At 61.2% G+C, this 13,401-nt stretch carries 9 protein-coding genes; 4 read left to right on the top strand and 5 right to left on the bottom strand.

Translation table 11 applies throughout. The features are described from left to right. Window positions 1-3,588 (bottom strand): vitamin B12-dependent ribonucleotide reductase (locus WC026_RS10550; RefSeq protein ID WP_372710892.1); only part of this gene is annotated, 3,588 nt, incomplete at its 3' end. 735 nt (window positions 3,589-4,323) lie between these two features. Between WC026_RS10550 and WC026_RS10545 the strand changes: the two genes are divergently transcribed. Together WC026_RS10545 and WC026_RS10540 are read left to right on the top strand one after the other, a co-directional pair. After that, window positions 4,324-4,722 (top strand): NADH:ubiquinone oxidoreductase subunit NDUFA12, encoded by a 399-nt coding sequence (locus tag WC026_RS10545; protein ID WP_372710891.1) that lies wholly within the window; start codon window positions 4,324-4,326, stop codon window positions 4,720-4,722. 142 nt (window positions 4,723-4,864) lie between these two features. Beyond that, the gene (locus WC026_RS10540; RefSeq protein ID WP_372710889.1) at window positions 4,865-5,383 is read left to right on the top strand and encodes a DUF2155 domain-containing protein; all 519 of its coding nucleotides are present in this window, start codon (window positions 4,865-4,867) and stop codon (window positions 5,381-5,383) included. A gap of 128 nt (window positions 5,384-5,511) precedes the next feature. On the opposite strand, the gene hemB is transcribed toward WC026_RS10540, so the two are convergent. The 4 genes from hemB to WC026_RS10520 form a co-directional block, all read right to left on the bottom strand. Next, window positions 5,512-6,549, bottom strand: a complete 1,038-nt coding sequence (gene hemB / locus WC026_RS10535; protein WP_372710888.1) for a porphobilinogen synthase — start codon at window positions 6,547-6,549, stop codon at window positions 5,512-5,514. A 148-nt stretch (window positions 6,550-6,697) separates the two neighbouring features. Next, window positions 6,698-8,032: a L,D-transpeptidase family protein gene (locus tag WC026_RS10530; RefSeq protein WP_372710887.1), complete on the bottom strand. Its 1,335-nt coding sequence runs from the start codon at window positions 8,030-8,032 to the stop codon at window positions 6,698-6,700. 314 nt (window positions 8,033-8,346) lie between these two features. Beyond that, complete coding sequence (gene ldtR, locus WC026_RS10525; protein ID WP_372710886.1) at window positions 8,347-8,856, bottom strand: transcriptional regulator LdtR; 510 nt, start codon at window positions 8,854-8,856, stop codon at window positions 8,347-8,349. A 219-nt stretch (window positions 8,857-9,075) separates the two neighbouring features. Next, window positions 9,076-10,194 carry an enoyl-CoA hydratase/isomerase family protein gene (locus WC026_RS10520; protein WP_372710885.1) on the bottom strand — a complete coding sequence of 373 codons (1,119 nt, stop codon included), beginning with the start codon at window positions 10,192-10,194 and terminating at the stop codon, window positions 9,076-9,078. Window positions 10,195-10,406: 212 nt separating this feature from the next. Here WC026_RS10520 and WC026_RS10515 point away from each other — a divergent pair, with 212 nt between their 5' ends. Then, complete coding sequence (locus WC026_RS10515) at window positions 10,407-11,603, top strand: extensin family protein (RefSeq protein ID WP_372710884.1); 1,197 nt, start codon at window positions 10,407-10,409, stop codon at window positions 11,601-11,603. A gap of 304 nt (window positions 11,604-11,907) precedes the next feature. Continuing rightward, window positions 11,908-13,137, top strand: coding sequence for a 5-aminolevulinate synthase (gene hemA, locus WC026_RS10510; protein ID WP_372710883.1), 1,230 nt, complete (start codon window positions 11,908-11,910; stop codon window positions 13,135-13,137). Window positions 13,138-13,401 lie beyond the last annotated feature (264 nt).

Raw genomic sequence — 13,401 nt, 5'->3', positions numbered from 1 at the left:
CACGGCAGGCGTGCGCAGTTCGATCGGTTGCTCGCCAAGCGCCAGTGCATTGGCGCCATGCGTCAGCGTCGAATCGATCGAGCGCGCTTCAACGTCGAAGCTCGACGTTGCGACGGTGCTCGATGTCGTTGTGATCGACGTCTTGCCCGCTGAGCGCGCCGCGAAGCGGACGACGGAGGCGCCGCGCACCAGGCCCTTCGAGACGACCTTCGACACGTTTTCCGAAAGATCGAGCGCTAGCTGCTCATCCGTCTGATCGTCGCTCGAGCCAAGGCCCGTGCCTTCAATGATCTCGCGCGGATCGACATGCGCGAGGTCGTGGCGGCCGAGGTACGACACGGCGAGTTCGCGGAAGATGTAGTCGAGGATCGATGTCGCGTTCTTGATCGTCTCGTTGCCCTGCACGAGGCCGGCGGGCTCGAAGCGCGTGAACGTGAAGGCTTCGACATATTCCTCGAGCGGCACGCCGTACTGAAGCCCAAGCGAAATGCCGATCGCGAAGTTGTTCATCAGCGAGCGGAAAGCCGCGCCTTCCTTGTGCATGTCGATGAAGATCTCGCCGAGGCTACCGTCGTCGTATTCGCCGGTATGCAGGTAGACCTTATGCCCGCCGACGGTTGCCTTCTGCGTATAGCTCTTGCGGCGGTTTGGAAGCTTTTCACGCTCCTTCTTCTTTTCTTTCTCAACGTAGACGACGCGCTCGACGATTTTCTCGATGATCTTTTCCGAAATGATCGCCGCACGAGCCGCGAGCGGCTGCGCCATCAGCGTTTCGGCAACATCGGCCGCCTCATCGTCGTCATCACCCAGGATCTGACTGTTCAGCGGCTGTGACAGCTTCGAGCCGTCGCGATAGAGCGCGTTGGCCTTGAGCGCCAGCTTCCACGACAGCATGTAGGACTGCTTGCAATCATCCACCGTCGCGTCGTTCGGCATGTTGATCGTCTTCGAGATTGCACCCGAAATGAACGGCTGCGATGCCGCCATCATGTGGATGTGGCTCTCGACCGAGAGATAGCGCTTGCCCTTGCGGCCGCAGGGGTTGGCGCAATCGAACACCGGCAGATGCACGTCCCGGAGATGCGGCGCACCTTCGAGCGTCATGGCTCCGCAGACGTGCTCGTTGGCGGCTTCGACGTCCTTCTTCGAGAAGCCGAGGTGCGCGAAGATATCGAACGACGGATCGCTGAGCTTGTCGGCCGGAACGCCGAGTTTGTCTGTCAGGAAGTCGTCGCCGAGCGTCCAGCGGTTGAACACGAACTTGATGTCGAATGCGGTGGCAAGACCTTTCTCGATCTTCGCCAGGGCGTCGTCGGTGAAGCCCTTGGCCTTGAGTGTCGCGGTGTTGACCGCCGGAGCCTGCGCCAGCGAGCCATGTCCAACCGCATAAACTTCGATCTCGGCGATCTCACTTTCGCGGTAGCCGAGGGCGCGCAAGGCTTCCGGTACCGACTGGTTGATGATCTTGAAGTAGCCGCCGCCCGCGAGCTTCTTGAATTTCACGAGCGCGAAGTCGGGTTCAATGCCGGTCGTATCGCAGTCCATCACGAGGCCGATGGTGCCGGTCGGCGCGACGACGCTCGCCTGCGCGTTGCGGTAGCCGTGGTTCTGGCCGAGTTCGAGCGCACGGTCCCAGGCGAGCTTCGCAGCTTCGCCAAGGCGGCGGTCTTTGAGAGAGGCGTGATCGAGCGGCACGGGCGCCGTCGCGAGCTGCTCATAACCCTCGGCTTCGCCATGCGCTGCGCGGCGATGATTGCGTATGACACGCAGCATGTCCGTCGCGTTCGGCTCGTAGCCGGGGAATGTGCCGAGTTCGGCGGCCATCTCGGCGCTCGCCGCGTATGAGACGCCGGTCATGATGGCGGAGATCGCGCCGCAAATCGCGCGGCCTTCATCCGAGTCGTAGGGAATGCCAGCCGACATCAGCAGGCCGCCGATGTTCGCGAAGCCGAGGCCGAGGGTGCGATAGCGGTAGCTCAGCTCCGCGATGCGGCGTGACGGGAACTGCGCCATCAGCACCGAGATTTCGAGCACGATGGTCCACAAGCGGCAGCCGTGCTCATAAGACTCGATGTCGAACGATTTGTCCTCGCGGCGGAAGCGCAGGAGGTTGAGCGACGCGAGATTGCACGCCGTATCGTCAAGGAACATATATTCCGAGCACGGGTTCGAGGCGCGGATTTGTCCGGACTGCGGGCAGGTGTGCCAGTCGTTGATCGTGGTGTGGAACTGGATGCCCGGATCGGCGGACGCCCAGGCCGCAAAGCCGATCTGCTCCCAGAGATCGCGCGCCTTGAGCGTCTTCGTCACCTTGTTGCCGAGGCGCGAAACGAGATTCCAGTCCTTGTCGCCGGAGACCGCATTCAGGAACTCGTCGGTGACGCGCACCGAGTTGTTCGAGTTCTGGCCCGCGACCGTCAGATAGGCTTCACTATCCCAATCGGTATCGTAGGTGTCGAACTGGATGTCTTTGTAACCCTGCCGAGCGAACTGGATGACGCGCAGAACGTAGTTCTGCGGAACGCCGTCGCGCTTGGCTTCGCGGATGGCCTGCTTGAGCTTCGGATTCTTCAGCGCGTCGAAGCAGGCTTCGTCTTGCGCCTCGCAGTTGACGCACGCCTTCATCACGGCCTTGAGGCGCTTCTGGCAAATCTTCGAGCCGGTGACGAGGGCGGCGACCTTCTGCTCCTCGCGCACCTTCCAGGTGATGTATTCCTCGATGTCGGGATGATCGACGTCGACGACAACCATTTTCGCGGCGCGGCGCGTCGTGCCGCCGGATTTGATGGCGCCCGCAGCCCGGTCGCCGATCTTGAGGAAGCTCATCAGGCCCGACGAACGGCCGCCGCCCGAGAGCTTCTCGTTGGCGCCGCGAAGCGAGGAGAAGTTCGAGCCGGTGCCCGAGCCGTATTTAAAGAGACGCGCTTCGCGGACCCAGAGGTCCATGATGCCGCCGTCGCCGACGAGATCGTCGGCAACCGACTGGATGAAGCAGGCATGCGGCTGCGGATGCTCGTAGGCAGAGGTCGACTGCACGAGTTCGCCGGTCTGATAGTCGACGTACATGTGGCCTTGGCCCGGACCGTCGATGCCGTAAGCCCAGTGCAGGCCGGTGTTGAACCACTGCGGCGAGTTCGGCGCCGCCATCTGCATCGCGAGCATGTAGCGGATTTCATCGAAGAACGCCTGCGCGTCTTCTTCCGATGAGAAGTAGCCGCCCTTCCAGCCCCAGTAGGTCCAGGTGCCGGCGAGGCGATCGAAGACCTGACGCGCGTCGTTCTCGCCGCCGAAGCGCTCAGCCTGCGGCAGGTCCTGCAGGGCGGTTTCGTCGGGGATGGAGCGCCACAGCCACGAGGGGACTTGCGTTTCTTCGCAGCGCTTCAGACGGCGGGCGACGCCAGCCTTGCGGAAATACTTCTGCGCCAGGATGTCGGCCGCGACCTGGCTGAAATGGTCGGGAACATCGAAGCCTTTGAGGCTGAAGACGATGGAGCCGTCGGGGTTCTTGATCTCGGACGTCGCACGCCGGAACTTGATCGAGGCATAAGGAGAGGAACCGGCTTCGGTGAAACGTCGCGTGATCTTCATTGGATAGAACCCCCTGGCATGGCATGCGGGGCGTACGTAAGCGAGACAAGTTCGAACGCCGTATGTTGTCTGATCGCCGAACCTCCGGGTCAAATCCCGGCGGAACCGCGGATGGAAATGCGAACGCGGACTGGAACTTTCGCGACGCTTTGGGCACACCTTCCCCGCACCCGCGATGACGGCCGCAAGACCGCTTCGCGCCGGCGTTTTGCCGACCCTTAAAACTGGGCGATGGCCTGAAGCGCTGCCGCGCTATTCAGACGCAAAAGGAAGATGCTTTGACTTCATGAACCGAACGCAATCCGTGAACCACAACCGGTGTCCCTCAACACCGTTTCGATTGGGTTCGGCGCCGGGCGATCCACAACCAGCACCGCAGCCGTCGCATGACCGCCGCACGAGGGAAAAGTTAGGACGATTCGAGGCGTTCGTCATCGATTTTGAAATATATATTGCGGTAGCAGAGGCAACCGACACTAGATGTAGTGGTGTGGACAACTTTTCGGAATTACCGCTTCAGAGCCCGATGTTGCTGGTTTTGCTGACCGCGAGAGGCCGAAGGCCGGTGTGGAAGAGGCGGGATAGAGCCTCTTGATCGGGATCAAGCCAGCCGAGCTTAGTGTGATTCCGTAACGCGGCTGTTGCTCAGCTACATCGGCCCCCAGACGTCTAGACATCATGCGTGCGGTGCAGCTAAGTCGATATGGCCGAATGCAATCAAAGGAACCCGCAATCATGGGTTTATTCAGTGAGATTTTTTCGTGGTGGGGTGGCAACACCTGGGGCACACGTCTTTTCACGTGGCGCAAAGGGCGGCTCGTCGGCGAGGATGAGTTCGGCAACCGCTACTACCTGCAGAAAAGCGGCGTCGGCCCGCTGGGCGTCCCGGCGCGCTGGGTGACCTACACGAATCTTTCCGAGCCGAGCCAGGTCCCGCCCGATTGGCATGGCTGGCTGCATTATACCGTCGACACGTTGCCGACCGAGGAGCGCTATCAGCCGAAGCACTGGCAAAAGCGTCACCAGATGAATATGACGGGCACCGCGCAGGCTTACCGGCCGAAGGGGTCTATTCTCGGCACGGGCGAACGGGCGAAATCGACCACGGATTACAAGGCCTGGCGGCCGCAATAGACCGGCGATCAGAAAAACGCCGGGTTTTAGCGTCAGCAAGCTGTCGCTGACGAATGCTCCGTCGATTGGAACCGTATTGAACTGCTCTCCGCTTACGCCATTCTCGAATGCGCCGGAAAGGCCGCGGCGTGCTGCTGCGGTTGTGACGCGCCTGTCGTCGCTCTTTGGCGCAGTCTTCTGCCTGCTGGGATTGGCGCCGCCGGCCTTCGCCGATCGTATCGAGAACGGCGTCGCGGTGTTTTCCGCGCTCGACAAGGTCACGGCGCGAATCTCGAAGTTCGAGGTCGAGCTAAACAAGACCGTTGAATTCGGCGCTCTGCGCGTGACGCCGCGCTCCTGCTATTCGCGGCCGCCAACGGAAGAGCCGAAAACGACGACGTTCGTCGAGGTCGATGAAACGCAGCTCGACGGCACGGAAAAGCGGATTTTCACCGGCTGGATGTTCGCGGAGAGTCCCGGCATCTACGGGCTCGAGCATCCGACCTACGATGTCTGGCTGACGGACTGCGAAAAGCCGCGCCGCTCGGTTGCCGACAAAAAACCTGCTTCCGCGCAAGCTCCGGCTCAGGGCGACGACGCAGCCACTGCGGCCGCGCCGGTTCCGGACGGCGACGGTGGGGGCGACGTGCCACCGGAATTCCGCCGCCGCGTCCGGCGCTAGAGTCTTTTTTATTTTGGCGGTATCGCGGAAAGGCTCTAGCTCTTTGCTTTGTCGTGCTTCTTAGCGGAAAATCGGTTCCCACTTTTCCGGAAGCGCTCTAGCCGTTCCAACCCAACAGAGACTTCGTGTCAGGGCTTGAGAAGGCGCGCGGCTTTGGGCGCGAAGTACGTCAGCACACCGGCTGCGCCCGCGCGTTTAAATGCCAGCAGGCTTTCGAGCACGGTCTTGTTCTCGTCGAGCCAGCCTCTTTCGAAGGCGCCGGCGAGCATCGCGTATTCGCCCGACACCTGATACGCGAACGTCGGCACCTTGAACGTCTCCGAGACGCGGCGCACGACGTCGAGATACGGCAGCCCCGGCTTTACCATCACCATGTCGGCGCCTTCCTCGAGGTCGAGTGCGACCTCGCGAAGCGCTTCATCGGTATTTCCGGGGTCCATCTGATAGGTGCGCTTGTCGCCTTTGAGGAACCCGGCCGAGCCGACGGCATCGCGGAAAGGGCCATAAAACGCGCTCGCGTATTTCGCGGCGTAGGACATGATCTGCGTGTTCTTGTGGCCTGAGGCTTCGAGCGCGGCGCGAATGGCGCCGATGCGTCCGTCCATCATGTCCGAGGGCGCCAGCACGTCGGCGCCGGCTTCGGTCTGGACCAGTGATTGCCTGATCAGTGCGGCGTTCGTTTCGTCATTGGCGATCTCGTCGCCGATGAGCAGGCCGTCGTGTCCGTGGCTGGTGTAGGGGTCAAGCGCCACGTCGAGAATGACGCCAAGATCGAGCTTTGCTTTTTTGATGGCGCGGGTCGCGCGGCAGACGAGGTTGTCAGAGTTGAAGGCTTCGCTCGCATCGTCCGACCGCTTCGCCGGATCGGTGAAAGGGAAAAGCGCGATCGCCGGAATGCCGAGCGTGACGGCTTCCTTCGCAGCTTCGACGATCAGATCGACGCTCAAGCGTTCGACGCCCGGCATCGAGGCCACCGGCACGCGCTTGTCTTTGCCTTCGATGACGAACATCGGCCAGATGAGGTCGCTCGGCGAAAGGCGATGCTCGGCAACGAGTTCGCGCGTCCAGGGCGCCTTGCGGTTGCGGCGCATCCGGGTTGCCGGAAAGCGGCTGCTTGCGGCGTGATCTGATCCGGCGAGGGAAGGGGGGCGAGATCGAGTCGACATCGAGGCCTGCGGAATAGGGTTTGCTTGGGTTGGACGAGTTTGGGCACGCCGGCCCGCGCAATGCAAGGTTCGCAAGGCGTCGTCGTTAGCGCACCTGCCTTGCAGCCCGCATCTTCTTTGGAGACGGCGAAAGCCGGGCTGTGCGGGCTCAATAATTTGCCGCGACTTCGCCGATGCCGTCTTTCTGGTAAAGGTCGCGCCGGAACTGAACGATGCCGTCGGGCGTCGCCCAGGCGCTGATATAGACGAACAGCAACTGCACCGGCTTCTTGAGACGCAGATCGAGGCGCTCACCCGTGGCCCTCATCGACGCGATACGCTCGCCGTCCCAGCCTTTTTGTTCGGCGAGAAGCCATGCGGCGAGGTTCTCGATGTTATGGACGCGAATGCAGCCCGAGCTTGCGGAGCGGTAGTTGCGTCCGAAAATGCGATCCGACGGTGTGTCGTGCATGTAGACCGAATGCGCGCTGTCGAAGTTGATCTTCAGGAAGCCGAGCGGGTTTTCTTTTCCGGGTTGCTGACTGTACGTGTAGGTCCCGGGTTTCACGGTGCTCCAGTTGATCTTCGCCGGATCGACCTTCTTGCCGTTGGAATAGGCGTCGATGCCGAACTTCAAAAGGACGTTCTGACCCTTCGCCTGCATCTCGCGTCCGCGCGGAATGAGATCTTCGGAGATGACGGTCGGCGGCAGGCGCCAAACCGGATTGAAACTCAGATCCGTGATCGGCGTGTGCAGCAGCGGCGTCGGCCGGTCGGCCTTGCCGACGACGGCGGCATAGCGCGCTACGATCTGGCCGTTCTGCACGGCTTCGACCTGCGCGGCCGGAATGTTGACCACGACGTATTTCTTGCCTGCCTTGGCGACGAATTCCTCAAGGCGGCTGACGTTGGCCTTCAACTGTTTCAAGCGGGCGTCGGCCGGAACATTGAGCGCAACGATCGTGCGCTTGTCGGCGATGCCGGTTGGTGTGAGGCCGTTCGACGCCTGAAACCGTTTCAAGGCCTTGTCGAGGTCCGTATCGAAGTACGTCGAGGAGAGATTGCCGCCGGTCAGATCGCCGGACGCCGCGAGTCTCTGGCGCAGCAAAGCGACGGCGGCGTCGGTGGTGCCATATTGCAGAAGGCTGTCGCGCGGCGTCTTGTTTGGCGGTTCCGGCAACTGCGGCCAGCCGCCCTGCGCGATGATATTCGTGTAGCGCTGGATCGCGTTCTTCGTTGCGGCGATATTGGATTTGGAAAGTGTCGCGTAGCCTTTCGGCGGATTGGCCTCCCACTCGCGAACGAAATCCGGATCGTAAGTATTGGTCGTTCCCGGGCCGTTGCCGACGGGGCCGAATTGAAACCAGCTTGTTTGTGCGGACGCTTGCCCGAACCCGAGGCAGCCCGCGCCGGATGCGAAGATGAAAGCGAGCGCCAGTATGGTCGCGAGACCTGCCCGTTCCGCGCGCTGCGCGAAGTCCCTTGCTGCTCTCGACCGGTGCACGATTTTCCCCGCCCGTCTCAATTCCCGCGATTTGCCCCGCGCTTATACATTGAAAATGCGGCCGCGCATTCGATCCGTGAGCCGTATCCGGCCGCATGGTGGCCGCGAGGCCGGTGGCGCGCTCGCAACCTTAAAGTTGCTTCGTGTCAGGCACGAAACATTTTCACAGTCAGATCAAGAGTTTCCTCGCGGGCGCGCCCTACCGGCAACATCCGGCCGCCCGGCGCGCAAAAAAGCCGCCCCGGCTTTCCCGAGGCGGCTCGCAAGTGCAGCAACTGGCATACTTTCGTCGTCAGGAAGCCGAAGGCAATCGATCAGAGGCGATAGCGAATCTGGTCCGACCAGAAGCGTTCGAGGCGAACGAGCGCCTTGTTCAAACCCTTCACGTCGTCGCCCGATACTTCGCCGACTGTTTGGACGGAGCCGAGCTGGCGCAGGTAAAGTTTGCTGACGATGTCGCGAGCTTCGAGGCCTTTATCGGTCAGGCTGACGCGCACCGAGCGGCGATCGGTATCCGAGCGCTTGTAATGGATGTAGCCCATGTCGACGAGCTTCTTGAGATTGTAGGAGACGTTGGAGCCGAGATAGTAGCCGCGCGTCTTTAACTCTCCGGCCGTCAATTCGCTTTCGCCGATATTGTAGAGCAGCAGGGCCTGAACGCTGTTAAGCTCGGCGCCGCCCTGGCGATCGAATTCGTCCTTGATAACGTCGAGAAGGAGACGGTGAAGTCTCTCGATCAGACGAAGCGCCTGCAAATATTCGCCTCGAAAGCCTTCTTCCTGCACCGGAGCGCGCGGACGGGCCACTTCATATGCTAGACTCATAACGCTGCCTCACACTGTTTGACGCCTCCCGGTTTGCCCCGGGTTTTGACAAATAGATAACGCGAAGCCCTGAATTTCGCCTAAATAGATATAGTAAAAGAACAGTTCCCTACCTGTTTCGGAACGGTCTTTTAACTAACCGGCGCCGGATATTGGAGTCATGGTCAATATTAGGATAACGCGGCCGATTCAATTATTCGGAATTGCGTATCTCGCGGATTAGACTCGCGCAGCCTGCATTTCCGAGCGGAGCGGCAGCTCAAGTTCACGCTCGCCAAGCGGCGCGAAATATTTCTCAACGATATCGGTCGTAACATCCTCGAATTGTGCGGGCGACCAGCTCGGTGCGCCATCCTTATCGCGTAACAAGGCTCTGACGCCTTCGGCGAAATCCCTGCCTTCAAAGCAGCGGACGGCGAGCCGGTAATCCTCGATCAGCGTCTGGCGAATATCGAGTGTCAGGGCGTTGCGGATATGCCGGTCCGTTATCGCAAGCGATATGGGCGAACTCTTGCGTAATCCGCGGAGCGTATTGCGAGACCATTCGCAGCCATTCGATTCCGCGTCGGCCAGAGATTTGAAAATCTCCGCGAGCGACGAATGCGAGAAATGATCCCGGATGAGCCCAAATTCCTTTTCAATTGCGCCCGCCGATTGGGGCTCGTTCAGCGCATCGAGAAGCGGATCGACGGGGTTCGCGTCGGCGAGCTTGGCGCGAATTGCGGGAAATTCCGCCCCGGCGATGCAATGCGTCACGAGGCCGAGCCATTGCGCGTCGTCGCGGCGTATCGTGCGCCCGGTCAGTCCGAGATAAATTCCGATCGGCCAAGGCAGGCGCGCCAGAACATTGGCTATTCCGACGTCCGGGAACAGGCCGATTTTCACTTCCGGCATCGCCCATTTGTAATTTTCGCCCGCGATGCGATGCGTGTTGTAGGCCGTCAAGCCCGCGCCCGATCCCATGCACACGCCGTCGATGAATGAAACGCACGGTTTCGAAAAGCATTCGAGCAGCCAGTCGAGCGCGTATTCCCGGCGCATGATGGCCTTGGCGCTTTCGATGTCGCGTTTGGCCTCGGCCGTCAGCGCCAGGACGTCGCCACCGGCGCAGAACGCCTTGGGGCTATTCGAGACGAGCGCCACGATGTAGGTGTCCGGATCGCGGGCGATAACTGGAAGCGCGTCGCTCAAAACCCCCGACATCTCATCATCGAATGCATTGAGCGCCTGCGGGCGGTTGAGCACGAATGTTCGGAGCGCCTGCGTTCGCTCGGCGATGATTTTCTTTTCCGGCGTGTCTGATGACGTCGTTTGCGTCGGTGCCTGCTGTTCGTTCACTGAAAATCCGATGTCTTGGCGCGTGGCCGGCAAAATCTGTTGCTAGGTATGGCCTGATATCGCGTGTTTCGCCATATTTTGCGCGCCATAATGGCTATGGCGCGTCGCGCCCATGGAGTGCGCAACTTCTGCAGTGCGCTTGTCGTTTAGCTCAGGATTCGTCAAGTCCTCGTTTGCCCCTTCGTCGCGTTGCTCCGAGAAGGAATTCGCCAGTGACCAACTTCGGCCTGACGGCAATCGCGCTCGCAGCCGCGACGGCCATTTCGCTGCTTAGCATCGATGCTGCGAATGCGAAGAGCAAAAAGCACGACACGTCCCCGCCTGCGCCTGTCGAGAACGCGCAATCCGTCCCCGACGGCAAAGGCGCATCGGCCAAGGACGCTGCCGGTGAAACGCAAAAGCCTGCCGCCGGTGAGAAAGGTTCGGAGGTGAGCGCGAAAGAGCCGCCCGCCGATAAATGGAGTGACTCGGAAATCGCTGATGCAAAGGCCCATTGCGACGCTGTTCTCAAGCGTATCCACGCCGTCTACGCGTCGCACGAGCCGATCAGGGATGGTGCCTGCGGCGCGCCCGCGCCCATTGAGCTGATCAGCATTGGGCAAAATCCGGAGGTGACGTTTTCGCCTCCGCCCGTCGTTCGCTGCGATCTTGCCGAAACCCTGGTCAACTGGCTGGAAAAGGATTTGCAGCCGCTGGCCAAAAAACACTTCGGCGCTCCGATCGTCCGAATCGAGACAATGAGCGGTTATTCCTGCCGCAACGCCTTCGGCCGCAAGACGACCAAGCTCAGCGAGCACGGACTGGCCAATGCTCTCGATATCGGGGCTTTCGTGACTGCGTCCGCCAAATCGGTGTCCGTGCTCGACGATTGGGGGACGACCCGCCGGGAACTTGCTGAAATCGCGGAAAAGAAAGCAGCAGCCGAAAAGCAGGCCGCTGAACTCGCCGCCGCCGAGAAGGCGCAGCAGACGAATCTCGCGAGTGAGCATGGGACGGCCGCCGCCGCAGCACCGGTCGCCGCAACAGCCTCGAGTCTCGGCGCCCCGGCCGCCGGGCTGGCGCGCTCGACGATCGTCGACGGGGTTCCGAAAGTGACGGTTACGCTGCCGGGGGCATCGGCCGGTGCCAGCAAGACGGCGTCCCGCGCCGGAGAGCCCGCGAGGCTCGGCGGTCCGGCGCCCGGCTCCAAGGAGCGCGCCGGAAAATCGCGCAGGAAGGATGTCGCTGCCGCCGTCAACGAGTCGGCAGCGGTCAGCCCGGCCTCCGACGATCAGGCGTTCCTGCAAGAGGCGCATGTCGCGGCTTGCCGGCTTTTCGGCACGACTCTCGGGCCGGAAGCCAATCGCGACCACCGCAACCATTTCCATGTCGACATGGCGGCGCGGAAATTCACGAAAATCTGCGATTAGCGGTGGTTAGCCGCCTGTCCAAACCCAGCTTTCCGCATGACGAACGCATCTTGGCTGTGCGTCGCCCGCGTTCGCGCCGGATTGGCTCTTTTTTGGTGCGATTGATTTAGGTCAAGGGGAGCGACGACATCTCCCAGAACCGCCAGGAAAGCCCGGTTATACAAGGGAAAAGAATAGCGGGGGATAGGCGAAAAATGGAATTTCTAAAGCTGCGCGACGAAGAAACACTGGCACTCGGCGCCGGTCCAAGTCATAAAGGTTCTAAAATAATGAACGGTGTGCTTTTGGGAGCGGAATTCTTCTGATGACATACGAGCAGAAGCTCGCTGACGCCGTAGAGGCGGTCAAACGCGAGGGCCGGTACCGTGTATTCGCAGATGTGAAGCGCCGTCGAGGCGCATTTCCGAAGGCCGACGTGCTGAAGGGTGAGGCTGCGAAGCCGATAACCGTCTGGTGCTCGAACGATTACCTGGGCATGGGGCAGCACCCGGCCGTGCTTGCGGCGATGCACGAAGCCATCGATCTGGTCGGCGCCGGTTCAGGCGGCACGCGGAATATCGCGGGTACAACTCATTATCATGTCCAGCTTGAGCATGAGCTTGCCGATCTGCACGGCAAGGAAGGCGCGCTGGTGTTCACGTCGGCGTTCGTCGCCAACGAGGCGGCGCTCTCGACGCTTTCGCAACTCCTGCCGGGCTGCATCATCTTTTCCGACGAGAAGAATCACGCGTCGATGATCGCGGGCATTCGCAATGGTCGCGGGCCGAAGCATATTTTCCAGCACAACGATCTCGCCGATCTCGAAGCCCAGCTCAAGAAGGTGCCGAAGGAAACGCCGAAGATCATCGCCTTCGAGAGCGTCTACTCGATGGACGGGCACATCGCTCCGATCGGCGCCATTTGCGATCTTGCCGTCAAGTACAACGCGCTGACCTATCTCGATGAGGTTCACGCCGTCGGCCTCTACGGCCCGCGCGGCGGCGGCGTCGCCGAACGTGATGGCGTCATGCACCGCGTCGACATCATCAACGGCACGCTCGCCAAAGGTTTCGGCGTGATGGGCGGCTATATTGCCGCTTCGCGCACGATCTGCGACGCCATTCGCTCGTATGCTCCGGGCTTCATCTTCACGACGTCGCTGGCGCCTGCGATCGTGGCCGGCGCGGTCGCGTCGATCCGGCACCTGAAATCAAGCTCGATCGAGCGCGAACGTCACCAGGAGCGGGCTCGCACGCTCAAACGTATGTTGGCGGCCGCCGATCTGCCGGTCATTTCGGGTCCGAGCCACATCGTGCCTGTCCTCGTCGCCGATCCGGTTCGCTGCAAGGCGCTGACGGACGTTCTGCTCGACCGCTACGGCATTTACGTTCAACCGATCAATTATCCGACGGTTCCACGCGGCACCGAGCGCTTGCGCCTGACGCCATCGCCGCAGCACACCAACGCGGACATGGAGCATCTCGTCAACGCGCTGACGGAACTCTGGTCGCAGTGCCCGATGGCGCTGATGGAAAGCCTTGAGGCGGCCGAGTAAGTAGTTCGCGCCATCGTCCGGCATGTCATTTGGAATGGCCGGGCGCTTGCGATGCGCCGTTGGGGCGGTCCGGCGCGGCGTTGGTTCCGTGTCGGCCCCAGTCACGGGTTCGCATTATTCGCAATAACCCGGCGTCCACATTGCTAAAATTGGCAAGCCGAAGAATGCCCACAGGCGCTGCTTTCCGGAGTTAAGCGGCAGGATTTGCCGCGCTTTTATTACGCGGGCCAAGCTACCGTTTGGGTAGCCAAGTTACCCAACGGG

Source organism: Hyphomicrobium sp. (genome assembly GCF_041674905.1).
GTDB lineage: Bacteria > Pseudomonadota > Alphaproteobacteria > Rhizobiales > Hyphomicrobiaceae > Hyphomicrobium_B.
Note: the sequence above shows the minus strand (reverse complement) of the source record. Positions and strands in the feature narration are given on the sequence as shown.